This window comes from Streptomyces sp. NPDC014991 (assembly GCF_043080665.1).
Lineage (GTDB): Bacteria > Actinomycetota > Actinomycetes > Streptomycetales > Streptomycetaceae > Streptomyces.
This window is the reverse complement of sequence record NZ_JBIBVY010000009.1, coordinates 78,203-102,927: the sequence shown is the minus strand read 5'-3', so window position 1 is coordinate 102,927 and position 24,725 is coordinate 78,203. Positions and strand designations below refer to the sequence as shown.

Here is a 24,725-nt window from a genome sequence, read left to right as displayed (position 1 = left end):
TAATACCCGGTCCGGCCGGGTGCCGGTGACCACCCCGAGCCGCCCGGGAACGCGCTCAGAGCGCCATCGAGAGCAGGACCGGGGCCGCGCCGCGGTTCAGGGCCCGCGCCGCCTGCCTCAGCCGGTGCGCGTCCCGCACCGGCAGCGACAGCGCCAGACAGCCCACCGAGGAACCCGCCGTGATCGGGACGGCCGCGCAGACCGTGCCGACCGCGTACTCCTGGAGGTCGAGCACCGGCACCGTCGGCGGCTGGGACTCCAGACGGGACAGCAGCAGCTTGTCGCTGGTGATGGTGTGCGAGGTGAGACGGGCCATCCGGTGCCGGGAGAGGTGGTCGCGGCGGCCGTTGTGGTCCAGCTGGGTCAGCAGGCTCTTGCCGACGGCGGTGGCGTGCGCCGAGCAGCGGAAGTCCACCCACTCGTTGACCGCCGGGGTGGCGGGCCCGGCGGCGTACTGGGTGATCCGGACCTCGCCGTCGACGTACCGGCTGAGGTAGACGGCCGCGCCGACCGCGTCCCGCAGCCGGTCCAGGGTGTGCTGGAGCCTGTCGCGCAGGGCCCGCTCCCGGCCGTGCGCCGAGGTGAGCCGACGCAGGGTGTCGCCGGTGACGTACGCCCCGCCGGTGATCTGCTCGACGTAGCCCTCGCGGCGCAGCATGCGCAGCAGCGCGGTGAGCCGCCCGGGGCCGAGGGCGGTGCGGCGGGCCAGCTCGGTGTCGGTGACGCCGACGGGGTGCCGGGCCACGGTCTCCAGGACCCGCAGCGCGTCCTGGACGGAGTGGTACGGGGTGGTCGGCTCGGTCTTCATGGCGCTCCCCCTCGGCCGCGATCCGGGTCGGCGGATCCTCACCACGATAGCCGTCGGACACCCCCCGGGAAGAGAGGCTTGGCGAGATCGCGTCCGCGCGTTCGACCGCCCCGCCCGCGGGCGTCCGCCCCCCCAGCTGGGCCGGAGAGGCCGGGCCCGGGGCCAAGTCCGTCCTCCGGCGGCCGGACCTCGGCTCTTCCGCTCCGCACCCCGTGTTCAGAGGACCGCGCCGAGGAATTCCCGGGTGCGGGCCTGCTCCGGGTCGCTGAAGATCTTCTCCGGCGGCCCCGTCTCGATGACCCGGCCCGAGTCGAACATCAGCACCTGGTCGGAGATGTCCCGGGCGAAACCCATCTCGTGGGTCACGCACAGCATGGTGATGTCCGTGCTGCGCGCGATGTCCCTGAACAGGTCGAGCACCCCGCGACCAGCTCCGGGTCGAGCGCGGAGGTGACCTCGTCCAGCAGCAGCACCCGGGGCCGCATCGCCAGCGCCCGGGCGATCGCCACCCGCTGCTGCTGGCCGCCGGAGAGCCGGGTGGGCCTGGCGTCGCGCCTGTCGGCGAGGCCCACCAGGTCCAGCAGCTCCCGGGCCCGCGCCTCGGCCTCGTCCTTCGGCATGCCGAGCACGCGGACCGGCGCCTCGGTGACGTTGCGCGGCACCGACATGTTCGGGAACAGGTTGAACTGCTGGAACACCGTCCCGATCTTCCTGCGGACCTCCCGTCAGGGGCTCCGCGAACCGGAAGTGCTGCTGGGAGACGAGCCGCGCCCGGCCCAGCATCTCCGCACGACGAGGGCCGCCTCCAACACAACCCGCACGGCAGGACCCCGACGGCCACCCCGGTTCCCGGCGGCCTCCGTCACGTCCGCGCCCTCCCGGGGGGTCAGTGACCGGGCACGTACCCGCGCGTCTTGTCGACGACGTTCGGCAGCGGCCGCCCCGCCGCCCACCGCTCGTACGACTCCACGAACTGCACGCCCAGTTCGTCGCGCCAGCCGGCCGTGTCACCACTCATGTGCGGGGACACGATCAGCCCCGGCAGCTCCCACAACGGGCTGTCCGCGGGCAGGGGTTCGGCGGCGAACACGTCCAGGGCCGCGCCCGCGATCCAGCGCCGGGCCAGCGCCCGGGCGAGGGCCTCCTCGTCGACCAGCCCGCCCCGGCCGACGTTCACGAAGAACGCCGAGGGCTGCATCACGCCGAACCGGTGCGCGTCGAACATGCGGTACGTCTGCCCGGTCAGCGGAGCCGCCGCGATCACCCAGTCCGCGCGGGCGATCAGCCGGTCGAGGTCGGCCGGGCCGTGCACGCCGGTCCGCGGCACCCGCCCGACCAGCGCCGTCGTCACGCCCAGGGCCTTCAGGGTGCGGGCGGTGGCCCGGCCGATCGGGCCGGAGCCGACGACGCACGCGCGTGTGCCCGCCACCCGCCGGCCCTCCCGGTGCCGCCAGGTCCGCTCCCGTTGCAGCTCCAGGGTGCGCGGCAGGTCCTTGGCGACCGCCAGGACGAGGGCCGCCACGTACTCGGCGACCGGCTGGTCGAAGATGCCGCGCGCGTTGGTGACCACCGTGTCGGACGCGGCCAGTTCCGGGCACATCAGATGGTCGACGCCCGCGCTCGCGGTGTGCACCCAGCGCGGCCGGGGCCCGTCGCCGGGCCAGGCCTCGCGCACCGCGTGCGAGGTGAAGTCCCAGACCAGCAGCACGTCCGCCGCCGGCAGCCGTTCGGCCAGGTGCGCGGCGTCCGTGTGCACGATGCGGGCGCGGCCGGTGAGACGGCCCAGCCGGGGCGGCGGATCGGCGTCGAGGACGAGGACGGTCGGCGTCATACGGGGCGGCTCCCGGCGTCTGGCCTGCGCGGACGGACCACGCTCGCACCCGGACCCACCGTCGTCAACAAGGCGGTTGCCGCCATTCGTTGTCCACTCCTCCCGGCGCGTCCCGGGCCGTGATGTGGGCAGCACGGCGCCGAAGGGGTATCCGCACCATGAGGCCGTACCGGGCGCCGCCGCACGCGGCCGCCCGCCCACGGCCCGTACCGCCCGACGCACAGCAGGAAGGCTGGACATGACCGCACTCGGACTCCTCTCCCCGGGCCACTCGGCAGAGGACGACTATCCACGCATCGAGCAGCTCCTGGGCAGCGACATCCGGGTGGACCTGGCGCACACCGGCACCGGCGAGGACACGCGCCGGGCCGACGCGCCGGGTGGCACGGACTCCGCCGAGCGGCTCGCCGAGGGCGTGGCGGCGCTGCGGCTGGCCGGGGTGGAGGCGGTGGTGTGGGCGTCCACCAGCGGCAGTTTCCAGCACGGCTGGGAGGGCGCCCAGGAACAGGTGCGGACCCTGGCCCGGCTGGCCGGGATGCCGGCGTCGTCGACGTCGTTCGCCTTCGTGCACGCGGCCCGGGAGATCGGCGTCCGGCGGGTCGCCGTCGGCGCGACGTACCCGGCGGACGTGGCCGAGCTGTTCGCCCGGTTCCTGCGGGCCGGGGGCCTGGAGGTGACCGGGGTGCGGTCCTCGGAGACCCTCACGGCGGCGGAGGCCGCCACCTGGGAGGAGCAGGACGTGCTGGCGCTGGCCCGCGCGGCCGACACCGCCGACGCGGAGGCCGTGGTGCTGCCGGACACGGCCCTGCACACGGCCGCCCACCTCCCGCTGCTGGAGAAGGCGCTGTCCAAGCCGGTGCTCACGGCCAACCAGGTCACGGTGTGGGAGGGGCTCCGGCTGGCGGACCGGCGGGTGAACGCGCCGTCGCTCGGGACCCTCTTCACCCGGGAACCCCGGGTCCAGGCGTAGCGGCCACGCACGGCCGGGGGGACGCCCACGGAATAAACGGGGACTGCCTCCTGTTAGGCACCGCGGGACGGCGTTACGCCTGACGTCCCACGCCTGACAGCACGCCCGATCACAGGAGGCCCCCACCGTGTCCGCAGCCGAGGCAGACGAGATCCGGGGCACGACGCACGGAACCGCCCCCGTCCCCCTGTCCGTACTGGACCTGGTGACCGTCGGCGCGGGCAGCACCGCCACCGACGCCCTGCGCACCAGCGTCGCGCTCGCCCGGTTCACGGAGTCCCGCGGCTTCCACCGGTACTGGGTCGCCGAGCACCACTCCATGCCCGGCGTCGCCTCCTCCTCGCCCGCCGTGATCCTCGCGCACCTCGCCGCCCACACCGACCGCATCCGGCTCGGTTCGGGCGGCGTCATGCTGCCCAACCACGCTCCGCTGGTGATCGCCGAGCAGTTCGGCACGCTGGAGGCGATGGCGCCGGGCCGCATCGACCTGGGTCTCGGCCGGGCACCGGGCACGGACGGCGCCACGGCCGCGGCCCTGCGCCGTACCGGCACCCTCGACGAGGGCGCCGACGACTTCCCGCAGCAGCTCGCCGAACTGACCCGTTTCCTGGACGACGACTTCCCCGACGGCCACCCCTTCCGCCGCATCCACGCGATTCCCGGCCCGGTCCAGGGCACCGCGCCCGGCGGTGTGCAGTCCCCGCACCGCCCGCCGGTCTGGCTGCTCGGCTCCTCCGGCTTCAGCGCCCGCCTGGCCGGGATGCTGGGCCTGCCGTTCGCCTTCGCGCACCACTTCTCCGCGCAGAACACCCTCCCGGCCCTTGATCTGTACCGGCAGACCTTCCGCCCCTCCGCGGTCCTCGCCGAGCCGTACGCCCTCATCGGTGTCTCCGCGCTCGCCACGGACGACGAGCGGGAGGCCCGCCGCCAGACCCGGGCGATGGCGCTGAACATGATCCGGCTGCGCACCGGCCGCCCCGGTCTCTTCCCCGATCCGGAGGAGGCCGAACGGCACGAGTTCAGCCCGATGGAGGAGGAGTTCGCCGCCTCCTGGACGACCAACATCGTGCACGGCACGGCCGACGAGGTCCGCTCCGGCCTGGACGACCTGCACAAGCGCACCGGCGCCGACGAGTTGATGCTCACCTCGCACGCCCACCGCGGCGAACTCCGCCTGCGCTCCTACGAACTGATCGCGGACGCCTACGGGTTGCCGACCGCGTAGGTCTGCGCCTGAAGCAGCTCGGAGATACGGTCCGGCGGCACCGGACGGGAGTACAGCCAGCCCTGTCCGGTGTCGCAGCCGATCCGGCGCAGCCGGGTGGCCTGGGCGGAGGTCTCCACGCACTCGGCGGTGACCGTCAGCCCGAGACGGTGGGCCAGCTGGATCATCGCCTCCACGATGACCTCGTCGGCGGGGTTGGGGGCCAGCGCCTTCTTGTCGCCCTCGTACTGGAAGCCGCGCACGAAGGAGCCGTCCAGCTTCAGGACCGACACCGGCAGGCGGCTGAGATAGGCGAGGTTGGAGTAGCCGGTGCCGAAGTCGTCGATGGCGATGCGCACGCCCATGTCGCTGAGGGCCTGGAGCGCCTGGAGCGGGCGGCCCGCCGAACCCATCACCGCCGACTCGGTCAGCTCCAGCTGGAGCAGCTGCGGGGCGAGCCCGGTCTCGGCGAGGGTCTGCGCCACGTCGGCCACCAGGTCGGAGTCCCACACCTGGCGTACGGCCACGTTCACGCTGACGAAGATGGGCGGCTCACCCGGGTTGTCCGTCTGCCAGCGGTGGGCCTGCCGGCAGGCGGTGGCCAGCGCCCAGCGGCCGAGCTGCACGATCGAACCATCCTCCTCGGCCAGTCCGATGAACCGATTCGGCGTCAGCATGCCGAACTGCGGGTGGTTCCAGCGCACCAGCGCCTCCACCCCGCTGAGCCTTCCGTCCTCCATGCCGACCAACGGCTGGTACTCCAGGGCGAACTCGCCGCGTTCGATGGCGGGGCGGAGCGCGGACGACAGGGCCTGGCGGGTCATGCGGTGGGCGTTGCGCTCGGGGTCGAACAGCGTCCAGCGGCCCTTGCCGTCGGCCTTCGCCCAGTACAGGGTCGTGTCCGCCGCCTGCATCAGACCGGTCGCGGAGGTCCCGGCCGCATGCCGTTCGACGACGCCGATGGACGCGGTCGACGACAGCCGCTGCCCGCCCAGGTCGAAGGGCTCCTCCAGCGCCCTCAGCGCCGACTCGGCGAGATCGGCGAGCTGTTCGGTGCCGGTGGAGTCCTCCACCAGCAGGGCGAACTCGTCACCGCCGAGCCGGGCCACCAGGGGGGTGGCGGCCCGTGCGCGCCCCGCCTCGTCGGCGACCCGGGTCAGGCGTTCGGCGACGGCCGCGAGGAGGCGGTCGCCGAAACGATGGCCGAGAGTGTCGTTGACGGCCTTGAATCCGTCGAGGTCCAGATAGCACAGACCGATCCGGCCGGTGCCGCTGCGCTCGTACGACTCCGCCTCCAGCGCGGCCGTCAGCCGCTCGAAGAACAGCGCGCGGTTGGGCAGCCGGGTCACCGGGTCGTGCATCTCCAGGTGCCGCAGCCGGGCCTGGAGTTCGCGGCGGGCGCTGATGTCGGTGGCCGACAGCAGCACGCCGGGCTCGCCGCCGGTCAGCGGGGCGACGGTGACCTGCACCCACACCGAGTGCCCCTCGGGGTGCTTGAGCCGGCGGGTGCAGCGCAGGCGGCCCTGCCCGTCACGCAGCACCTCGCGGTACGCGTGCCGGCTGCGGGCGTCCGAGGCCAGGCCGACCAGGTCGGCGGCGGGCCGCCCGGCGAGCGTCGCCGGATCGGCGCCGATCAGCTCGCCGAAGGCGGCGTTGGCGCTGACGACGAGTCCCTCGGGGTCCACGACGGCCATGGCGAGCGGGGCCGCCGCGAAGACACGGTGGTAGGGGGTATGGTCACTGACTGTGACGGCTGACCGGTCGAGGTCTGCCGCGGGCGTCGGCCCTTCGGACGTTGCGCTCACCGCTCGCTCCCGCAGTGCACTCGATCTCTGTCCGTGCCGGAAAGTGTGCCGATCATAGAGGCTGGCCCCCCGCCCTTCCAGCCACTGTCCAGTGTCCCGGACCGGACACAGGTTCTGACAGATCGTTTCTGCCCGCACCTGGACGGGTTCTTCAGGCCTCCGACCGGTTGTGACGTTCCGTGAATGTTCCGGGGTGTCGGGCGCCGGAGCGCGCCGGTGCCCGACAGTAGCGCGCTCACCCTTCTGGTGCAGGCAAACGCGGCAAAGCATGACAAATACCAGCAATCTGGGTGCGGGTCCCGAACCGCATCCGGAGGTCATGTCCGTGCCCAAGCTGCGCAGCACCGCCGCCGTGTTCACCACGATGTCGGCGCTCGCCGCGACCTCGATCCTCACCGGCCCGTCGGTCGCCGAGCCCTTCTCGACGACCCCCTGTGCCCTGCACCGGACCGAAGCCCACCACTCGGAGGGCCTGGACACCTGGAACGCCGCCTACGCCCGCCCCACCGGAACCGTTGACGCCGTCCTGGTCTTCCTCTCCTTCCCGGACGCCGCCCCGCGCACCACCCCCGCCGAGCTGACCGCCGACCACTTCCCGGTCACCAGCCGCTTCTTCGCCCAGGCCTCCTACGGCCGCTTCACCCTGCGCCCGCGTCCGCTCCCGCGCTGGCTGCGCATGCCGCGCCCGTCGACGGCGTACGCCATGCGGCGGGACTGGAGCCCCGAGGACCGGGCCGCCTATCTGCGGGACGCGTTCGCCGTGGCCGACAAGCAGGTCGACTTCTCCCGCTACCGGGTCGTCTACCTCGTCGCCGACCCGGACGCACCCGGCGTCGACTCCGACGCCACGAAGGTCGTGAACCTCGACACGCCCCTGCGCGTGGACGGCACCGACATCCACCGGGTCGTCACCGTGTTGGAGAAACACCCGCCGGACCGTCTCGTCCTCGCCCACGAGACCGGCCATGTATTCGACCTGCCCGACCTCTATCACCGCCCCGTCGACGGCAAGGGCGACTGGGACACCTACGTCGGCGACTGGGACCTGATGGGCAGCCAGTTCGGTCTCGCCCCCGACCTGCTCGCCTGGCACAAGTGGAAGCTCGGCTGGCTGGACCCGCGCCAGGTGGTGTGCGTGCACGGCACCGCGCCGACCCGCCTCACCCTGGAGCCCCTCGCGGCCGGGCCGGGGGTCGCGGTGCGGAGCGCGGGCGGCGCACCCGCCTTCGGTCTCGGGCACGGCGCCAAACTGGCGGTCGTGCGCACCGGCCCGGACAGCGTCCTGGCCTTCGAGGCGCGCGGCGCGGCCGGCAACGACCGCGCCTCCTGCCGGCAGGGCATCCTGGTCTACCGGGTGCGCGGCGGCACCGAGTCCGGCGGCGGCCCGGTGGAGGTGGTGGACGCCCACCCGCGCACCGAGGCCTGCTGGGAGAACTCGGTCTACCCGCCGCTGGCCGACGCGCCGGTCTCCCTCGGGGAGAGTTTCACCGTGCCCGGGGAGGGCGTGCGGGTGGAGGTGGAGGACCGGACGGCCTCGGGGGCGTGGACGGTGCGGATCACCCCGACGATGAGTGACTGAGCCCCCGGCCGGCACGGGAAGCAGAAAGGCGGGCCACGTCCGGAACTACCCGGTCGTGACCCGCCCTCGTCATGTGCGCCGCCAGGGACTCGAACCCCGGACCCGCTGATTAAGAGTCAGCTGCTCTAACCAACTGAGCTAGCGGCGCCTGCTGACGTCGTAGACCTTAGCATCCTGGTCGGCGGGAGGAAAAATCGATATGCGCACCGCCGCCCGGGCCGCCCGGACGGCCGCCCAGAGCACGATCTCGGGGCCGGGCAGCCAGGGGTGCCGGGTGTCGGGGGCGACCAGCCAGCGGGAGGCGCCGGGGGTGTCGTTCCCGGCCGGGGCCGGCACCGTCACCGCGTCCCCGGTGCCGTGGCACAGCAGCGCCGGTACCGCCCGCGTCCGCCGGGACCCCCACTCCTCCCAGGCCAGCAGCGAGGGCAGCCGCTGAGCCGTGCCCGGGGCGGTGAACAGCAGGGTCCGGCCCCGGACCACCGCGACGGGCCCCGAGCCCGGTCCCTCGTCCCACAGCCGGTCCAGCATCCGGCGCCCGAAGGCCGCCGGGGCGCTGACCACGTCGAAGACGGCGCCGCAGGGCAGGACGACCGGGGCGTCCGGACGTTCCTCCCAGAGGGCCAGGGTGCTGCGCGGGTACGTGGCTGCCGAGGCGAGCCAGGCGGCGCCCTCGGAACTGACGCGGGTGACGTTCGGTGCGCTGCTCATACGACCCAGATGTACAGGCGGTGAGCGGGCGGTTCTGCAGAGTTGCGAAAACAGGGACAGGGCACGGAGGGGAGGAGTATCTTGCCCGCCTGGCATATGCCTGGGAGGTACCCGCGGCACCGGGCGCGGCTACCCGGGATCGACGGGCGTCCGCCCCTCGACGTTCCCCCGCAGCAGGTCCCTCCCGAACTCCACCATCTTCTTCGCGTAGTCCTCGGTCCACTCCGCCCGCTCGGCGATGTCCGCCGCCGTCAGCCGGTCGAACCGGCGCGGGTCGGCGAGCTGGGCCGCCGCGAGAGCCTGGAACTCCACAGCCCGGTCGGCCGCCGCACGGAACGCCTGGGCCAGCTCCGTCGACCGCGCCAGCAGCGCCCGCGGATCCTCCATCGACTCCAGATCGAAGAAGTGCTCCGGATCGGCAGCCGCCTCCGCGGGCTCGAAGAGCAGGGGCGCGGGGCGTAGCCGCGGTTCGTTACGACGCGGCGTGGGCTCCGCCATGTTGTGTCTCCTCCTCGTACGGATCGCTGGGCACCGCCTTCAGGTGGCCCCCCGTCCATTGTCCCGCGCGCCCGCAAGGGGCCGTCGGACCCTCACGGCCGCCAGTTCACCCGGTGTTCGGCGAGGTGGGCCAGTACGGCGTGGTTGGCCTCCCAGCCGTCCGGGAACTTCACGAGCGTGCCCAGCTGGACCGGTTCCGTGGACGGGTAGTCGTCCAGGAGGTCGCTCACCCCGGCGCGGCAGACCACGATGCACGCGTGGCGGTGGCGGGAGGCCAGGACGCACAGGCGGCCGGTCTCCAGGTGGAAGGCGGTGGCGTCGGGACGGCCGGAGAGCGGGTGCAGGACGACCGTGACGTCGTACTCGCGGCCCTGGAGGCGGTTCGCGGTGTCGACGGTCACGTCCAGGACACCGAGGTCGGCCAGGGCCGCGCGGACCGCCGCCGCCTGGTCGCGGTGGGCCGTGCCCACCGCGACCCGGTCGGCGGTGAGCGGGGTGGCGCCGCCCCCGGCCGGCGGACGCGGGGACGGGGGCGGTTCCGAGATCGCGGCACCGCCGCGGTCCAGCAGGCGCCGGACCACCGCCGCCACCGCCCGCACCGCCTCCGGGTCCGTGCGAGGGGTGTGCCGGGCGGGCAGCTCCAGCAGGCCCCAGCCGGTCTCCGCCGCCTCGTCGATCACCTGGTCGGGGCCGGAGCCGTCGGACGGGACCGCGAAGGTGAGGCGGCGGTCGCCGTGGTCCGTGCCGCTGCGGAACGGGGTGTACGGGTAGAAGGCGCGTGACACGAGGGGAGCCGCCGAGGCGGGCAGGCGCCAGGACACCGGCAGGCGGTGCTGCGGCAGGCCGGGGTTGTGCGCCAGCAGGGTGGTGACCGCGGACGCCGACGGGTCGTACGACAGGCCCGCCCACTGGTCGCTGCCGACGGTCGCGAACGGGTCGAGCTGGCCCGGGTCGCCCACGAACAGCGCCCGCTCGAACAGACCGGCCACGGCGAGCAGGGAGTCCGAGCGCATCTGGTACGCCTCGTCGACGATCGCGTGCCCCCACGGCTCGTCCACCGTCACGTGCGCCCACTTCGCGGCGGTGGACAGCACCACCGGCAGGCCGCTCAGATCGGCGGCCTTCGCGGACGTACGGACGTTCGGCAGGGCGTCCAGCGCCGTGTCGTACGGGTCGCTGTCGCTGCTGTGCAGGCGGCCCACCGGCAACTCCGCATCCTTCGCGGCGAGGCGCAGGACGAGGTCGTCCACCTGGGCGTTCGTCTGGGCGACCACCATCAGCGGGCGGCCCGCGCCGGCCAGCTCCAGGGCCGCGCGGACCACCAGCGTGGACTTGCCGGCGCCGGGCGGGGAGTCGACCACCACGCCCCGCTCGGTGCCGTGCAGCGTGTCGTGCAGGATCGCGTCGGTGGCGCGGGCGGCCGCGGCCGCGGGGTCGAAGCCGACGGTCGTCACAGCACGTCCTCCTCGGTCACGGTGTCGGGCGTCTCCGCCACGGGCTCGCCCGGCGGGCCGCCGTGCGTCCACGGGGTCTCCTCCGGGCCGGGCAGCTTCGCGCCGCCGCGCTGCTCGTGCTCGAACAGGGTGAAGCACACCCGGTCGCCCTTCGCGGGCACCGAACCGGGCTCGGGCTCCTTCCCGCGGCCCATCCGGTCCAGGATCCGCAGCACCAGCACGCCCTCGTCCTCCGCGCCGGCGAACTCCGCCGACTGCGGCCTGCCACCCACCGAGCGGTACACCCGGGCCCGCTCCCCGAGATGCGGCCGGTCCTCCGTGCGGACGGTCACCAGCGGGCGCGGGCTCGGCCGTCTGCTCTCGCTGTACGCCATCACCACCTCGGTGACCTCACCGGCGAACGCCTCCCCGGCCAGCCGCCGCCCGGCCATCACCAGCGGATCGTCCAGCGCCTCATGCGCCTCCAGGCGGGCCTGCTCGCGCTCGCGCGTCGCCAGCTTGTTCGCCGCGGTCACCGCGTCGTCCCGGCGCGGCTGCGGGGGCTCCCCGGCCAGCACCCGGTCCCGGTGCCCGGTGAACGACCAGCGGTCCCGTGTCCAGCGCTCCTCGACATGAGCGCCCTCCGGCAGCGCCCGCAGCAGGTCCAGGCCCCGCCACACCGCGTCCCAGGTGGGCCGCGTACGGCTCTCGACGAGAGCGCGGACGTCGCGTTCGGCCGCGGTGAGCGCGGCCAGCCGGTCGTCGGCCTCCAGCGGGTCCTCGGCGGCGGCCAGGGCGGTACGCGCGCGGTCGTACCGCTCGATCGCCGGGGCCAGCAGCTTGTTGTCGAACGCCGGATCGGTCGCGGGGCCGGCCGGCGGGCACAGCAGCTGGCCGGCCGCGTCCCGCCCCAGCTCGGCCCGGCGCGCGGCCTCCGCGCCGCTCTCGTCCCCGGGCGGGTCGATCCAGGCGAGCAGCGCGCCCAGATGCTGGTCCTCCAGGCCGGACTGGCCGGTCGCCCAGTGCCGGGCGAGCAGGTCGGTCAGGGCCAGGAGCAGGGAGGAGCCGGGCACCCGGGACCGCTCGCCGTAGTGGGTCAGCCAGCGGCCGAGCAGCGGCACCCGGGGCGGCGCCGGGTAGGGCGCGTCCGGATCCTGCTCGGCGGTGCGGCGAAAACGCGTCGAGCGGCCGAGGAGCCGTACGAAGTCCAGGCCCGCTCGGCTCGGCACGATCAGCTGGGGCGCGTCCGCGCACAGCTCGGCCTCCACCTTGACCCGCTTGCCGGTCTCCGGATCGGTCTCCGTGCGCTCGGCCGGCTCCACCGACTCCGCGTAGGAGTCCAGGTACGGCAGGACGGCGTCGGCCAGGTCGGCGAGGAACGTGAAGCGCAGATCCCGGTCGCGGGGCTGCGGCACGGCCAGCAGCCGGGGCGCGTCCCGGTCGGTGCCGACCAGCGCGCCGAGCGGGGCGCCGGTCTCACCGGCCGTGGTCAGCGGCACGAACACCAGCGGGCGGTCGGACAGGTGCCGGTGCCGGACGGTCGCGGCGGGCTGCGCCCGGCCGCTGCCGACGGCTTCCAGCCGGGCGAGGGTGTCGATCAGGGACACGGGGCCACCTCCACGGCGGCTGCCAGGGCCTCCGCACGCAGCCGGGCCGCCCGGCGCAGGGCCGCCACCGCCGGGTCTTCGGGATCGCCGCTCTCGCCACGGGCCGCCGCGAGAACCTCCTCGACCGTGGCGAGGCCGCCCAGCTCGGCCCGCAGGGGCCGGCCGAGGCGGGTGACGGCGCCGGCCGCGCGAGCGCGGTCCCGGCAGTGGAAGGCGAGTTCGCAGGCGGACAGGCACTCGGGCGCGTACGTCGCCGGCACCGCCTCCACGGCCGCCGTCAGCTCCTCGGCGGGCCGGTCGGGCGCGAAGCACGTGCCCTCGGGCAGCGCGCCGGCGATCTCCTCGACCCGGGTCAGCCGGGCGAGCTGGCGGGCGGTGACCGCACGCTGCCTGCGGACGTCCACGGCACAGCCCGCGGGCAGGTTGGAGAAGTCCTTCGGGCACACCAGCAGCACCCGGTGACGCACGCGCGGGGCGGGATCGAGACGGGCGGCGACGTCCTCCAGGGCGAGCACGTACACCGCCGCCTGCCGGGCCGCCGCGCCCACCTTCGACGGGTCCGCGGAGCCGTCCACCATCGGGAAGGACTTGATCTCCACCACCGACCAGCTGCCGTCCGGGTGGACCACCACCGCGTCCGGCTCCACGAAGGCGAGCGAACCCGCCACGTCCAGGGCCAGCATCGGATGGTCGAGGAGCGTCCAGCCACCGGCCCGCGTGGCCTCGCGCAGCGCCAGCGCCGTCCGGGCCGTACGCCCCTGCGGGCCGTGCGCGGTCAGGTCGGGCAGGGACGCCTCCGCGGGCGGTTCGGCGCCCGGGTCGAGGCGGGCGTGCGCCAGCCGCAGCAGCTCGGCGCCGCCGTCCGCCTTCACCCGGGCCTCGAAGGCGTTGCCCCGGGTCAGCGCGAACTGCGACTGCCCGAAGCCGGAGGGCGCGCCCAGCGCGGTCGCCAGCCGGGCCTTGTCCACCCCGGCGCCGTCCAGGATCGCCCGCCGGGAACAGCCGGGGTTCGCGGCGAGCGCCGCGAGGGCGCGCGCGTCCAGGGCCTTGGCCGGTACGTCGGGACCGCGCAGCTCAGCGAGCCGGTGCCGGAGCCCCTTCTCCCGCTCCGGTGGGGGAGACGTCCGGTCCGGCCGCGAGGTCGGGCGATGACGCGCGCTGCCGTGGAATTCGCTCACCCGCGGAAGTCTGGCATCCGGCACTGACAATCGGTGAACCGGTGACGCCCGCGACCGCCGGAGCGGGCCGGAACAGGCGGGACCGGACCAGGTCCGCGGCCCGCGTCACACGCGGCGCCAGCAGGAAGCCGGCACCCATCACGGCGACGCCCGCGACCGCGTCCAGGAGGTAGTGGTTGGCGGTGCCCATGACCACGAGCGCGGTCAGCAGCGGGTAGACGACGCCCAGGACCTTCGTCAGGCGTGAGCCGCCGTACCGCCACAGCATCACGCCGCACCACAGCGCCCAGCCCACGTGCAGGCTCGGCATCGCCGCGTACTGGTTGGTCATGCCGCCCATGCCGCGCGGCGCGCTGGCCTGGCTGCCCCACCAGCCGTACGTGCTGTACTGCGCCATCGTGTCCACGAAGCCGTGGCCGGCGGAGAGCAGGCGGGGCGGGCAGGTCGGCAGCAGGGTGAAGCCGATCAGCCCCATGAACGTGGACGTCATCAGCCAGGTGCGGGCCGCCCGGTAGTGCCGGGCACGGGCACGGAACAGCCAGATCAGGACGGCGGGCGTGACCAGGTAGTGCAGCGACGCGTACCAGAAGTCGGCGGGCACGCCGAGCCAGGTCGCCCGCGTGAACAGCCGGTTCAGCGGGTGTTCGGCGTTCAGGTGCAGGGCCTTCTCGATGCGCAGGATCGCCAGTCCGTGGTCGACGGCGCTGGTGACGTCACCGCGCGCGAGGAGCCGGCCGGCCGAGTAGCAGCCGTAGACCAGCACGATCAGCGGCAGTTCGGTCCACCAGCGCAACCGGGATCGCGGGGCCGCCTCGGTGCCCGGTGTCTCGGTCTGCGGCATCCGATCGCCCTCCCCCTTCTGCTGTACGGCGCGCCCCGGCGGGCGACCGTGCCACTTTACGGTGTGCCGGCGCCGCCCATGAGGGCGCTCCGGCTTCCGCGCCGGTGGCCGTCCAGCCCTCGAAGACGCCCAGATCGCCCGCCGGGTTGCGCCGCAGGACGGTGCGCGATGATGGAGGGACCGCATGCACACGTTTTTCCGTGGCGTCCGTGTCGGCGCCACCGTCCCGGAAGGTCTCCCATGGCACCGCGCATCCTGCTGGCCCGGCACGGACAGACGGCCTGGTCGCTGTCCGGCAAGCACACCGGCAGGACCGACGTGCCGCTGCTGGAGGAGGGCCGGCGCGGGGCCAAGCTGCTCGGCGAGCGGCTGCACCGCGCTCCGCTGGACGGGCTGGCGGACGCGGAGGTGCGCAGCAGCCCGCTCTCCCGCGCGCACGAGACGTGCGAACTGGCCGGCTTCGGCGACCGCGCCACCGTGTGGGACACGCTCATGGAGTGGGACTACGGCGCGTACGAGGGCATGACCCCCGCCGAGATCCAGGCCGTCCGGCCCGGTTGGCTGATCTGGCGGGACGGCGTCCCGGAGGGCGAGTCCCTGGCCGAGGTCACCGGGCGCGCGGACGAGGTGGTGTCCTGGGCGCGCTCGGCCGACCGGGACGTGCTGGTCTTCGCCCACGGGCACATCCTGCGGTCGATCGGGGCGCGGTGGCTGGGCCTGCCCCTGGACTTCGCCGCCCGGATACGACTGAACCCGACGTCGCTGTCCGTACTGGGCTGGGCCTACGGCGAACCGGCGATCGAGACCTGGAACGACGTGGGCCACCTGGCGGGCTGACGCCCACCGCCGGCCGGGGCGGGGTGACGTACGCCTCAGCGACGGGACGTGCCCGCCGGGACCGGTGTCCATGTGCTCCGTACGGCCGGTGGGTGCCCGCCGGCCGGGGCGGTGCCGGTCGGAGCACGGTGACGTGACCCTCGGCAGCGCGCTGCGCCCGCCGGTGCGGGCGTCCACGCCGTGGGGTCCACCGCACGCCCCTCGGCCGGAGCGGAACCGGTCGGTGCCGGGGCGGAGCAGGTGACGTACGCCTCAACGCCGGGCTGTGCCCGCCGAGGTCGGCCTCCGAGCGTCCCGGAGCCCACTGGAAGCCCCCCGGGCGGGCGCGCACGGTGGCGTGCGCCTCGACGGCGCGTACGCCCACCCCCGGCCGGCGACGGCGCTCCCCGCTCCGTCAGCGGCGCCCTACGCCCGGCCGGTTCGCGGCAGGGAGGCGTGGCGGCTCAGGAAGTCCGAGACGCCCGGCGCGCGTCGGTGCGGGAGCAGGACCCTGGTCGTGGCCGCCAGCATCGTCTGGATGCGGGAGGACTGGACCTGGTCCAGCAGGTCCAGTACCCGCAGCCCCGCCTCGGCGGCCTCGTCGGGACGGCCCTCGTGGGCCAGGTCGTCGGCCAGTTCCGCGGTGTAGAGCGCGATGTTGCGGGTGAAGTGCGGATCCTGCAGCCGCGCCGCGCGCCGCGCGTGCCGGGACGCCCGCCGCCAGTCGCCCAGCGTGGACCAGCACTGCGCTTCCAGCCCCTCCAGTTCGGCCTCTCCGTAGAAGCTCATCCACTCGGGGTCGGCGTCCGAGCGGCCCGCCGCGAAGAGGGCCTGCGCGCGGGCCAGCGCCTGCTCGCAGCCGGCGCGGTCGGCGAGCCCCGCCCAGCCGCCCGCCTCGCGCAGCGCGAGGAGGGACATCAGGCGGTCGGAGCCCAGGGCCCGGCCGGCGCGCTGCGCGGCCTGCGCGGCCCGGACCGCCTCCCGGGGGCGGCCGGCGTCCCGCGCCAGGAACGCGGTGTTGCAGAAGGCGTGCGCCTCCAGCCCCGGGTCGCCGGTCATGCGCGCCGTGGCCAGCGCCTCGGCGTAGTGCGAGCGCGCGTCGTCGAAGCGGCCGGAGTCGTGGGCCAGCCAGCCCACGGAGATGGCGAGTTCACCGGCGCCCGCGTGCAGCCGGTCGGTGGTCGTCTGCCGGGTCGCGCCGGCGTCCAGCAGCGCGTACGCCGCGCGCAGCGGAGCCGCCGCGCGCCGGTAGAGGCCGTCCGCGCCGTGCCGGTCGTCGAGCAGCCGGATGCGGCGGACGGCCTCCTCCAGGGCGGCCGCCTCGGGGGTGCCGGCCCGCCGGGGCGGCCGCCCGGCCGCCGCGGCGCCGGTGGTGAGCCTCAGCGGGGCCAGCGTGGCGGCGGCCACCGTGGCGCCTGAGCCGGTCATGAACGCGCGACGCAGCACGTCGCTCTCCTCGTGGTTCCAGGGGTCGTTCTCGTACGGTCCGTGCCGGACGTCCGAGGGATCCGGGCCGGCCGGGTCGTGCGGGTTCTGCGTGTCATACGGCCGGGCGGCCCCGTGCGTCTCATCCGGCACCGCACCCGCGGCGCGTGCCTCCGCGGCCGTACGCGCCGCGCGTCCGCGGACGGCCGAACGGGACGCGAAGCCGAGGTCGGTCAGCGTGCGGCCGGGGAACATGTGCAGGAACACCCGCTCGTAGGCGTAGTTGGGGCAGCGGATCTCACCTGCCTCGACCCGGCCGACGTAGCGCGCGTCACAGCTCACCCGCTCACCGATCTCACGCGCCGCCCGCCGTACCAGCGCCGCGAACTCGGCCGGTGAGCGCCGGCCGCGCAGCCGCCGGAAGGCGAGGTTCGGCCGGGGTGGCCGTTCGGGCTGTGACGAGGTCACCGTGGACGACGCCATGGCCGGGTCCTCTCGTGCGAACCGTGGAACCGTCGAACCGTGCCGGGCCCGGGGCGGTCCCGGACGGTGTCCGGGTGACGCCCTGGTTCCGGCGGGCCTGAAGGTACCTGCTGTGCGAGGCCCGTCACACGGCGTTTGGCTACAAAACGGTCATCTCGCGCACGATCTGCCATGAAGTGCCATCCTTTGGCGCGCACTTGTGCCGTAGCCGTTGACGCGCTCACGCGTTGGGCTCCATGGACCGCGAGTGGGCTGTGTGGTGGAGGCCGGCATGGAGACCAGCCAGAGCAAGGATCCTCGGACGTCGCACCCCGCGTCGTCGTCCGCGGGAGGCGACGCGGGGTGCGACCTCGTGACGGTTCCGGCCCGGCAGGGCCTGGAGGCGGTCGACATCCTGCGCCGCGGCGCCGTCGACGCGGTGGGACCCGTCCTGCACGACGACGGCTGCGGCACCCTCGGCTTCGTGGTGCCGGCCGGTACGGCGGCCGGCTGGGACCTGCCCGGCAGCACCTGCACCGAGACGGACGGGCGTGGGCTGCGCCTGGCCCCCGAGCCGCCCGTGGCCGGTTCGGACTGGCTGCTGCCGCCCGGCGAGGCCGACCTCGCCACCGACCCGGCGGTGCTGCGCCGGGCTCTGGGGGAGGCGGCCCGGCTGATCGAGGCGGCCGACAGCCGCCGGTGACCCGTGGGCCCGCGGCAGCTGCGAAAATGGGCGGATGGGCAGGTCGAGGAAGACACGGAGCAGGTCGGCCCCCGCCGCGGCCGTCGAGGAACCGGTCGACGGCGGGCTCGCGCGGCTCGTACCCGACCCGGACCGCGCCCGTGCCTGGACGCTGCTGGTCGACGGGGCGCCCCAGTCGCACGTCGACCTGGACGACCCCGCGTACCTGTCCTTCGAGTACCAGCGCCGCATCGGCCACGTCATCGACCTCGCCGCCCCGCCCGGCAGGCCGGTGCACGCCGTGCACCTCGGCGGCGGCGCGTTCACCCTCGCCCGGTACGTCGCCGCGACCCGGCCCCGCTCCACCCAGCAGGTCGTCGAACGGGACGCGGGCCTGGTCCAGTTGGTCCGGCGCGAACTGCCGCTGGACCCACAGGCCCGCATCCGGGTGCGTGCGACGGACGCCCGCGCGGGGCTCGCCAAGGTGCCGGACGGCTGGGCCGACCTGGTCGTCGCCGACGTCTTCAGCGGCGCCCGCACCCCCGCCCACCTCACCTCCACCGAGTTCCTGGACGAGGTCCGCCGCGCGCTGAAGCCCTCCGGTGTCTACGCGGCCAACCTGGCCGACGGCCCGCCGCTCGCGTACCTGCGCGGGCAGATCGCCACCGCGGCCGCCCGGTTCGGTGAACTCGCGCTCGTCGCCGACCCGGCCGTCCTGCGCGGCAAACGCTTCGGCAACGCCGTCCTGGTCGCCTCCGACCTGCCGCTGCCGCTCGCCGAACTCACCCGGCGCGCCGCCTCCGACCCGCACTCCGGCCGCGTCGAACACGGCCGCGCGCTCATCGACTTCACCGGTGGCGCGGGACCCGTGACGGACGAGGCCGCGGTGGCCTCCCCGGCCCCGCCGCCCTCGGTGTTCCAGTAGGCCTCCGCGCCCCGGGCCGGCCGGGTACGCCGCCGGCGGGTCAGTAGGTCCCTATGTCGACCCGGGGCGGCCCGTCGTGCCAGGTGCAGAACACCGTCACCCGGTCCGCGCCCCGGGCGAACTCCACCCGGATCCACGCCGTCGTCTTCCACACCTGCATCGACCAGCCGGCCCCCGGGGTCGCCGAGACGAGGGTCGCGCCGGAGGTGCCCAGGTCGAAGACCGCCCGGCCGCCGTCGGTGTCGTAGGACCTGACCCGGCCGGCGGCGGAGGCGGCGACGGTGGGGGAGTGGCTGGCGGCGGGGGCCGGCGTCCGCGAGGGCGCGGCCGCCGGCGGCCCGGACGACGGAGTCCCTGACGGGGACGGCCGGGTGGTCGACGGGACGGGCGGCTTCGGGGCCGGTGACTCCGGGCGCCGGGTGGCCGCGTCGGCCGCCGCGACCGGCAGGGCCCGCGGCGGCTCGTACGCCGTCCCCGCCATCACCGTGTGCACACCCCACCACGACAGCGTGACCGCCGCTCCCGTCGCGAGCAGCCACGCCAGTACGTGTACGAGTCCTCTGCGCATCGCGGGCCATACTGCCCCAGGGGGACGGCCGTACGCACCTGTCCCGAGTTGTCCACAGGCGCCCGCCCGCCGCCGCCCGCATGGCGTACGGTGCGGCGCATGGCACGTGTTCTCGTGGTCGAGGACGACCAGTTCGTACGCTCGGCGCTCATCCGGCACCTGACCGACGCCGCACACACCGTGCGCAGCGTCGGTACGGCACTGGAGGCGCTGCGCGAGGTCGCCCAGCTCCGCTTCGACGTCGTCGTCCTGGACCTCGGACTGCCCGACCTGGACGGCTCGGAGGCCCTGAAGATGCTGCGCGGCATCACCGACGTGCCCGTCATCATCGCCACCGCCCGGGACGACGAGGCGGAGATCGTCCGGCTGCTCAACGCCGGGGCGGACGACTACCTCGTCAAGCCGTTCTCCGTCGAGCACCTCTCCGCCCGCATGGCCGCCGTGCTGCGCCGGGCCCGCTCCGCCGGCACGGCACCCCCGCCCTCCTGCGTGCTCCGCGTCGGCGGGCTCACCGTCGACCCGCTGCGCCGCCAGGCCGAACTGGACGGCGTCCGACTCGACCTGACCCGCCGCGAGTTCGACCTGCTCACCTTCCTGGCCGGCCGGCCCGGCGTCGTCGTCTCCCGCCGGGAACTCCTCGCCGAGGTCTGGCAGCAGTCGTACGGCGACGACCAGACCATCGACGTCCACCTGTCCTGGCTGCGCCGGAAACTGGGGGAGACGGCGGCCCGGCCGCGCTATCTGCACACCCTGCGCGGGGTCGGCGTGAAGCTCGAACCCCCGGCGGACGGGGAGGCACCGCGATGAGATGGGCTCTGGTCAAGGTCTGTCTGGCGGTCACCACGATGGTCGTGGTGGCGTTCGCCGTGCCGCTCGGTCTGGTCGTCAAGGAGATGGCCCGCGACCGCGCCTTCGCAGACGCCGAGCGGGAGGCCGCCGCGGTCGCGCCCGCCCTGTCCATCACCACCGACCGGGACGAGCTGGAGCGGGTGGTGGCCGCGGCCGGCGCCGACTCCGGGATGGCCGTGCACCTGCCCGCCGACGGTGGCCGGGCGGCGCTCGACCTCGGCCGGCAACGCGCCGCCGGCCGCGACATCCAGGCCGTGCGCAGACTCGGCCGCGCCTCCACCGGCTCCGTACCCGGCGGCTCCGCCCTGCTCCAGCCGGTCGCGCTCGGCTCCGGCGCGATCGCCGTGGTCGAGGTGTACGTCCCCGAGGCCGAGATGACCAACGGCGTCGGCACGGCCTGGGCGGTGCTCGCGGCCGTCGGCCTCGCGCTGATCGTCGGCTCGGTCGCGGTCGCCGACCGGCTCGGGGTGCGCATGGTGCGGCCCGCGCGGCGCCTGGTCGAGGGCGCGCACGAGCTGGGCGAGGGCAAGCTGGGCGCCCGGGTGCCGGAGGACGGTCCCACCGAACTGCGGTTCGCCGCCGTAGCGTTCAACGCCATGGCCGACCAGGTGGTCCAGCTCCTCGCCAACGAGCGGGAGCTGGCGGCCGACCTCTCGCACCGCCTGCGCACCCCGCTCACCGTCCTCCGGCTCAACGCGGCCTCCCTCGGTGCCGGACCGGCCGCCGAGCAGACCCGGGCGGCCGTCGCCCAGCTGGAGCGCGAGGTCGACACCATCATCCGCACGGCCCGGGAGGCCAAGCCGCAGACGGCCGCCGCCGGCCCCGGCGCCGGGTGCGACGTGGCCGCGGTGGTGCGTGAGCGCATGGAGTTCTGGTCCGCGCTGGCCGAGGACGAGGGCCGCAAGTGGCGGGTGGCCGGCGCCGACCGGCCGGTGCGGGTGCCCGTGGCCCGCGCCGACCTGGCCGCCGCCCTCGACGCCCTGCTCGGCAACGTATTCCGGCACACCCCCGAGGGCACCGCCTTCGCGGTCGACGTGCACAACGGTGACGACGCGGTGATCGTTCTGGTCTCCGACGCGGGTCCGGGCATACCCGACCCGGAGGCGGCGATGGCCCGCGGCCGGGGTTCCGGGAACGCCGGCTCGACCGGCCTCGGCCTGGACATCGTGCGCCGGCTGGCCGAGTCCACCGGCGGCGACGTCCGCATCGGCGGCTCGGTCCTGGGCGGCACCGAGGTGCGGATCTGGTTCCAGCTGGACGGGCGGGGACCGGTGGGCCGGGGTCATCGGGGAGCGGTGCGCCGGCGCCGGCGGGGCCGGCTGGTCCCGACCATTAACCGATCCCGATCGCTTCCTTAAGCGCGGCATAAGCCCGGCAACCACCGTCCTGAACAAGCCATTTGTCCGAATCAGGCAGGCTAGCGTGCTGCCGCATCCCACAGGTCGGGAAACCCCTGTGACCCCCCCGTGAGCAGTGAAGGCAGGCACGCGCATGAGCACGCACCGGCGCAGGATCAGCGGCAGGAACAAGGCGATAGGCGGACTGGTGGCCGCCGCGGTGATCGGCGGCGGCGCGGTCCTGCTCACCGGCACCGCCAACGCGGCCGGCGTGAACGCCGCCTACACCCGGACCAGCGACTGGTCCACCGGGTACTCCGCCCAGTACGTCGTCACCAACAACAGCGGCCAGGCCGAGAAGACCTGGACGCTGGAGTTCGACCTCCCGGCGGGCGCCAGGCTCGGCTCCCTGTGGAACGGCCGTTCCAGCGTCGCCGGTCAGCACGTGACCGTGAAGCCGGCCACGTGGGACACCGACGGCCTGGCCCCCGGCAAATCGGTGACCGTCGGCTTCGTGATCGACGGCACCGGCGACCCGACGGGCTGCCGGATCGACGACGCCCAGTGTTCCGCGGACGGCGGCGCCACCCCCGAGCCGAGCGGCCGGCCCACGCAGACCACGCCGGCCCCCACCCCGACCCCCACCAGGTCGACCCCCGCGCCCACCCCAACCCCCACCGGCAGCACCGGCACCGGCACCGCCTCCTCCGCGGGTTTCGCCCCCTACGTCGACACCTCGCTCTACCCGGCCTTCGACCTCCTCGGCGCCGCCGACGCGACCGGCGTCAAGAACTACAACCTCGCCTTCGTCAACGACGGTGGCGGCTGCACCCCCAAGTGGGGCGGTGTGACCGACGTGAACAGCGACGGCGTGGCCGCGCAGATCGGCGCGCTGCGCGCCAAGGGCGGTGACGTCCGCGTCTCCTTCGGCGGCGCCTCCGGCTCCGAGCTGGCCACCACCTGCTCCTCGGCGGACGCGCTGGCGGCGGCGTACGGCAAGGTGGTCGACGCGTTCAAGCTGACCAAGGTCGACTTCGACGTCGAGGGCGGCGCGCTGCCCAACACGGCGGCCAACACCCGCCGCGCCCAGGCCATCGCCAAGCTCCAGGCCCAGCACCCCGGCCTGGACGTCTCCTTCACCCTCCCGGTGATGCCCGAGGGCCTCACCCAGGACGGCGTGAACCTGCTCGCCGACGCCAGGTCCAACGGCGTGCGGACCAGCACCGTCAACATCATGGCGATGGACTACGGCCCCTCGTACAGCGGCGACATGGGCACCTACGCCGAGCAGGCCGCCACCACCACGCAGGCCCAGATCAAGAGCGTGCTGGGGCTGTCCGACTCCGCCGCCTGGAAGACCGTCGCCGTCACCCCGATGATCGGCGTCAACGACGTCTCCTCGGAGGTCTTCAAGGTCGAGGACGCCACCCAGCTGGTGAAGTTCGCCGAATCCAAGGGGATCGGCTGGCTCTCCATGTGGTCCGCGACCCGCGACAAGCAGTGCGCCGGCGGCCCCAAGCCCACCGCCGACGCCACGTGCAGCTCCATCAGCCAGGACACGAACGCGTTCGCCAAGGCGTTCGGCGCCTACAAGTAGCGCCCGGCAGGTACCCCGGCATCCCCCGGCCGGCCCCCGCCCGGCACCCCCGGGCGCGGCCCGCCCCCACGACGGGCCGCGCCCGGGACGGTCAGGCCAGGGACTCCACCGACGGCAGCGTCCCGGTCCGCGCCGCCTCCCCGTACCACCGCGCGCTGGACTTCGGGGTGCGCTCCAGCGTCGCGTAGTCCACGTACACCGCGCCGAACCGCTTGCCGTAGCCGTACGACCACTCGAAGTTGTCCATCAGGGACCACAGGAAGTAGCCGCGCACATCGGCGCCGTCGGCGATGGCGTGCCGTACCTCCGCGAGGTGGCCGCGGAGGTAGGCGATGCGCTCGGGGTCGTGGACGCGGCCCTCGGGGTCGGGCTTGTCGTCGTAGGCCGCGCCGTTCTCGGTGATGTACAGCGGGAGCCCGGGGGCCTCGCGCGAGTAGCGCATCAGGAGGTCGTACAGGCCCGTCGGGTCGATCGTCCAGCCCATCTCCGTGCGCTCGCCGGGGGTCTGGTGGAAGAGGATGTCGTCGGCGGCGGGCCAGGGGGAGTGGTCGCTCGCCCCGTGGCCGTCCGCGCGGGGGCCCTTGGTGTCCCCGGACACGGCCGAGACCAGCGCCGGGGTGTAGTAGTTGAGGCCGAGGGCGTCCAGCGGCGCGTTGATCGTGCGGAGGTCGCCGTCGAGGACGTACGACCAGTCGGTGACCGAGGCGGTCGCGGTGAGCAGTGTCTCCGGGTACGCCCCGTGCAGCATCGGGCCGTGGAAGACGCCGTTGGCGAGGTCGTCGATCCGGCGGGCGGCCGCCAGGTCGGCCGGGTCCTGGGTGAGGGGCCGTACGACCGAGGAGTTGAGGCTGATCGCGATCTGGTTGCGGGCCGGCATGACGGACCGCAGGGCCGAGGCCGCCAGTCCGTGACCCAGGTTGAGGTGGTGGGCCGCGCGCAGGGAGGCCGCCGGGTCGGTGCGGCCGGGGGCGTGCACCCCGGAGGCGTAGCCCAGGAAGGCGCTGCACCAGGGCTCGTTGAGGGTGATCCACTGTTCCACCCGGTCGCCGAGCGCCTCGCCGACGAGCTGCGCGTACTCGGCGAACCGGAACGCGGTGTCCCGCTCCGGCCAGCCGCCCGAGTCCTCCAGCTCCTGCGGCAGGTCCCAGTGGTACAGGGTGACCGCGGGCCTGATGCCGGCCGCCAGCAGCTCGTCGACCAGCCGGCGGTAGAAGTCCAGGCCCCGCTGGACCGCCGGCCCGCGGCCCGTCGGCTGCACCCGGGACCACGAGACGGAGAAGCGGTAGGCGTTCAGGCCCAGCTCCGCCATGAGCGCCACGTCGTCGCGGTAGCGGTGGTAGTGGTCGACCGCGACGTCCCCCGTCTCTCCGCCGGCCGTCTTGCCCGGCGTATGGCTGAACGTGTCCCAGATCGAGGGGGTGCGGCCGTCCTCCCGCACCGCCCCCTCGATCTGGTACGCCGAGGTCGCCGCGCCCCAGAGGAAGGCGGGCGGGAAGGTCACGGACGACGGAACGGAGTCAGGCATGGAAGCGCTCCCATATGCGGTCGGAAGGGGCCGACGGATGAGGGGGAACAGGGGCCGGGACGGCGGTGGCCCGGCCC

At 74.6% G+C, this 24,725-nt stretch carries 21 protein-coding genes, 1 tRNA gene and 1 pseudogene; 9 read left to right on the top strand and 14 right to left on the bottom strand.

What is annotated here, in order from left to right; genetic code table 11:
- Window positions 1-55: 55 nt before the first annotated feature.
- From ACF1BE_RS16515 to ACF1BE_RS16505, 3 genes and pseudogenes are all read right to left on the bottom strand, one after another.
- Window positions 56-808 (bottom strand): IclR family transcriptional regulator, encoded by a 753-nt coding sequence (locus tag ACF1BE_RS16515; RefSeq protein WP_392199729.1) that lies wholly within the window; start codon window positions 806-808, stop codon window positions 56-58.
- A gap of 216 nt (window positions 809-1,024) precedes the next feature.
- Window positions 1,025-1,533 (bottom strand): annotated as a pseudogene (locus tag ACF1BE_RS16510) (amino acid ABC transporter ATP-binding protein); the annotation flags it as partial.
- A gap of 161 nt (window positions 1,534-1,694) precedes the next feature.
- On the bottom strand, window positions 1,695-2,639 hold the full coding sequence (locus tag ACF1BE_RS16505; protein ID WP_392199728.1) for a D-2-hydroxyacid dehydrogenase: 945 nt from the start codon (window positions 2,637-2,639) through the stop codon (window positions 1,695-1,697).
- 238 nt (window positions 2,640-2,877) lie between these two features.
- Between ACF1BE_RS16505 and ACF1BE_RS16500 the strand changes: the two genes are divergently transcribed.
- Window positions 2,878-3,609: an aspartate/glutamate racemase family protein gene (locus tag ACF1BE_RS16500; protein ID WP_392199727.1), complete on the top strand. Its 732-nt coding sequence runs from the start codon at window positions 2,878-2,880 to the stop codon at window positions 3,607-3,609.
- Window positions 3,610-3,736: 127 nt separating this feature from the next.
- Complete coding sequence (locus ACF1BE_RS16495) at window positions 3,737-4,834, top strand: LLM class flavin-dependent oxidoreductase (RefSeq protein WP_392199726.1); 1,098 nt, start codon at window positions 3,737-3,739, stop codon at window positions 4,832-4,834.
- Here the strand turns inward: ACF1BE_RS16495 and ACF1BE_RS16490 are convergent.
- Window positions 4,813-6,618 (bottom strand): putative bifunctional diguanylate cyclase/phosphodiesterase, encoded by a 1,806-nt coding sequence (locus ACF1BE_RS16490; RefSeq protein WP_392199725.1) that lies wholly within the window; start codon window positions 6,616-6,618, stop codon window positions 4,813-4,815. The two genes, ACF1BE_RS16495 and ACF1BE_RS16490, sit on opposite strands and share 22 nt — an antisense overlap.
- Window positions 6,619-6,937: 319 nt before the next feature.
- Between ACF1BE_RS16490 and ACF1BE_RS16485 the strand changes: the two genes are divergently transcribed.
- Entirely contained in the window at window positions 6,938-8,197 is a 1,260-nt protein-coding gene (locus ACF1BE_RS16485; protein ID WP_392199724.1) for a M6 family metalloprotease domain-containing protein, read from the top strand.
- Between the two features lie 74 nt (window positions 8,198-8,271).
- Here the strand turns inward: ACF1BE_RS16485 and ACF1BE_RS16480 are convergent.
- From ACF1BE_RS16480 to ACF1BE_RS16450, 7 genes are all read right to left on the bottom strand, one after another.
- Window positions 8,272-8,345, bottom strand: a tRNA-Lys gene (locus tag ACF1BE_RS16480).
- On the bottom strand, window positions 8,336-8,905 hold the full coding sequence (locus ACF1BE_RS16475; RefSeq protein ID WP_392199723.1) for a bifunctional DNA primase/polymerase: 570 nt from the start codon (window positions 8,903-8,905) through the stop codon (window positions 8,336-8,338). The genes ACF1BE_RS16480 and ACF1BE_RS16475 overlap by 10 nt, the downstream gene beginning before the upstream one ends.
- A 129-nt stretch (window positions 8,906-9,034) precedes the next feature.
- Window positions 9,035-9,403: a hypothetical protein gene (locus tag ACF1BE_RS16470; RefSeq protein WP_392199722.1), complete on the bottom strand. Its 369-nt coding sequence runs from the start codon at window positions 9,401-9,403 to the stop codon at window positions 9,035-9,037.
- Between the two features lie 92 nt (window positions 9,404-9,495).
- Window positions 9,496-10,857, bottom strand: coding sequence for an AAA domain-containing protein (locus ACF1BE_RS16465; protein WP_392199721.1), 1,362 nt, complete (start codon window positions 10,855-10,857; stop codon window positions 9,496-9,498).
- Window positions 10,854-12,443, bottom strand: coding sequence for a hypothetical protein (locus tag ACF1BE_RS16460; RefSeq protein WP_392199720.1), 1,590 nt, complete (start codon window positions 12,441-12,443; stop codon window positions 10,854-10,856). Before ACF1BE_RS16460 ends, ACF1BE_RS16465 begins: the two co-directional genes overlap by 4 nt.
- On the bottom strand, window positions 12,434-13,516 hold the full coding sequence (locus tag ACF1BE_RS16455; RefSeq protein ID WP_392199870.1) for a hypothetical protein: 1,083 nt from the start codon (window positions 13,514-13,516) through the stop codon (window positions 12,434-12,436). The genes ACF1BE_RS16460 and ACF1BE_RS16455 overlap by 10 nt, the downstream gene beginning before the upstream one ends.
- A 1-nt stretch (window position 13,517) precedes the next feature.
- Window positions 13,518-14,462 (bottom strand): phosphatase PAP2 family protein, encoded by a 945-nt coding sequence (locus ACF1BE_RS16450; RefSeq protein ID WP_392199719.1) that lies wholly within the window; start codon window positions 14,460-14,462, stop codon window positions 13,518-13,520.
- A gap of 240 nt (window positions 14,463-14,702) precedes the next feature.
- Here ACF1BE_RS16450 and ACF1BE_RS16445 point away from each other — a divergent pair, with 240 nt between their 5' ends.
- Window positions 14,703-15,299, top strand: coding sequence for a histidine phosphatase family protein (locus tag ACF1BE_RS16445; protein WP_392199718.1), 597 nt, complete (start codon window positions 14,703-14,705; stop codon window positions 15,297-15,299).
- Between the two features lie 405 nt (window positions 15,300-15,704).
- On the opposite strand, the gene ACF1BE_RS16440 is transcribed toward ACF1BE_RS16445, so the two are convergent.
- The gene (locus ACF1BE_RS16440) at window positions 15,705-17,186 is read right to left on the bottom strand and encodes a hypothetical protein (protein WP_392199717.1); all 1,482 of its coding nucleotides are present in this window, start codon (window positions 17,184-17,186) and stop codon (window positions 15,705-15,707) included.
- A 271-nt stretch (window positions 17,187-17,457) separates the two neighbouring features.
- On the opposite strand from ACF1BE_RS16440, the gene ACF1BE_RS16435 reads away from it, so the two are divergent.
- Window positions 17,458-17,868: a hypothetical protein gene (locus ACF1BE_RS16435; RefSeq protein WP_392199716.1), complete on the top strand. Its 411-nt coding sequence runs from the start codon at window positions 17,458-17,460 to the stop codon at window positions 17,866-17,868.
- A 34-nt stretch (window positions 17,869-17,902) separates the two neighbouring features.
- Window positions 17,903-18,772: a spermidine synthase gene (locus ACF1BE_RS16430; RefSeq protein ID WP_392199715.1), complete on the top strand. Its 870-nt coding sequence runs from the start codon at window positions 17,903-17,905 to the stop codon at window positions 18,770-18,772.
- A 40-nt stretch (window positions 18,773-18,812) separates the two neighbouring features.
- Here ACF1BE_RS16430 and ACF1BE_RS16425 read toward each other — a convergent pair whose 3' ends face one another.
- Complete coding sequence (locus ACF1BE_RS16425; protein WP_392199714.1) at window positions 18,813-19,340, bottom strand: hypothetical protein; 528 nt, start codon at window positions 19,338-19,340, stop codon at window positions 18,813-18,815.
- Between the two features lie 99 nt (window positions 19,341-19,439).
- On the opposite strand from ACF1BE_RS16425, the gene ACF1BE_RS16420 reads away from it, so the two are divergent.
- From ACF1BE_RS16420 to ACF1BE_RS16410, 3 genes are all read left to right on the top strand, one after another.
- A complete protein-coding gene (locus tag ACF1BE_RS16420; RefSeq protein ID WP_392199713.1) occupies window positions 19,440-20,147 on the top strand; it encodes a response regulator transcription factor in 708 nt (235 codons plus the stop codon).
- Window positions 20,144-21,547, top strand: a complete 1,404-nt coding sequence (locus ACF1BE_RS16415) for a sensor histidine kinase (protein ID WP_392199712.1) — start codon at window positions 20,144-20,146, stop codon at window positions 21,545-21,547. The genes ACF1BE_RS16420 and ACF1BE_RS16415 overlap by 4 nt, the downstream gene beginning before the upstream one ends.
- Before the next feature lie 133 nt (window positions 21,548-21,680).
- The gene (locus ACF1BE_RS16410) at window positions 21,681-23,123 is read left to right on the top strand and encodes a cellulose binding domain-containing protein (RefSeq protein WP_392199711.1); all 1,443 of its coding nucleotides are present in this window, start codon (window positions 21,681-21,683) and stop codon (window positions 23,121-23,123) included.
- A gap of 91 nt (window positions 23,124-23,214) precedes the next feature.
- Here the strand turns inward: ACF1BE_RS16410 and ACF1BE_RS16405 are convergent, their stop codons facing one another.
- On the bottom strand, window positions 23,215-24,648 hold the full coding sequence (locus tag ACF1BE_RS16405; RefSeq protein ID WP_392199710.1) for a GH1 family beta-glucosidase: 1,434 nt from the start codon (window positions 24,646-24,648) through the stop codon (window positions 23,215-23,217).
- Window positions 24,649-24,725: the final 77 nt, after the last annotated feature.

Coding starts and splice junctions, on each gene's coding strand:
- ACF1BE_RS16515 (WP_392199729.1), bottom strand. CDS start 808: ATGAAGACCGAGCCGACCACCCCGTACCACTCCGTCCAGGACGCGCTG.
- ACF1BE_RS16505 (WP_392199728.1), bottom strand. CDS start 2,639: ATGACGCCGACCGTCCTCGTCCTCGACGCCGATCCGCCGCCCCGGCTG.
- ACF1BE_RS16500 (WP_392199727.1), top strand. CDS start 2,878: ATGACCGCACTCGGACTCCTCTCCCCGGGCCACTCGGCAGAGGACGAC.
- ACF1BE_RS16485 (WP_392199724.1), top strand. CDS start 6,938: ATGTCCGTGCCCAAGCTGCGCAGCACCGCCGCCGTGTTCACCACGATG.
- ACF1BE_RS16475 (WP_392199723.1), bottom strand. CDS start 8,905: ATGAGCAGCGCACCGAACGTCACCCGCGTCAGTTCCGAGGGCGCCGCC.
- ACF1BE_RS16470 (WP_392199722.1), bottom strand. CDS start 9,403: ATGGCGGAGCCCACGCCGCGTCGTAACGAACCGCGGCTACGCCCCGCG.
- ACF1BE_RS16450 (WP_392199719.1), bottom strand. CDS start 14,462: ATGCCGCAGACCGAGACACCGGGCACCGAGGCGGCCCCGCGATCCCGG.
- ACF1BE_RS16445 (WP_392199718.1), top strand. CDS start 14,703: ATGGCACCGCGCATCCTGCTGGCCCGGCACGGACAGACGGCCTGGTCG.
- ACF1BE_RS16440 (WP_392199717.1), bottom strand. CDS start 17,186: ATGGCGTCGTCCACGGTGACCTCGTCACAGCCCGAACGGCCACCCCGG.
- ACF1BE_RS16435 (WP_392199716.1), top strand. CDS start 17,458: ATGGAGACCAGCCAGAGCAAGGATCCTCGGACGTCGCACCCCGCGTCG.
- ACF1BE_RS16430 (WP_392199715.1), top strand. CDS start 17,903: ATGGGCAGGTCGAGGAAGACACGGAGCAGGTCGGCCCCCGCCGCGGCC.
- ACF1BE_RS16425 (WP_392199714.1), bottom strand. CDS start 19,340: ATGCGCAGAGGACTCGTACACGTACTGGCGTGGCTGCTCGCGACGGGA.
- ACF1BE_RS16420 (WP_392199713.1), top strand. CDS start 19,440: ATGGCACGTGTTCTCGTGGTCGAGGACGACCAGTTCGTACGCTCGGCG.
- ACF1BE_RS16415 (WP_392199712.1), top strand. CDS start 20,144: ATGAGATGGGCTCTGGTCAAGGTCTGTCTGGCGGTCACCACGATGGTC.
- ACF1BE_RS16410 (WP_392199711.1), top strand. CDS start 21,681: ATGAGCACGCACCGGCGCAGGATCAGCGGCAGGAACAAGGCGATAGGC.
- ACF1BE_RS16405 (WP_392199710.1), bottom strand. CDS start 24,648: ATGCCTGACTCCGTTCCGTCGTCCGTGACCTTCCCGCCCGCCTTCCTC.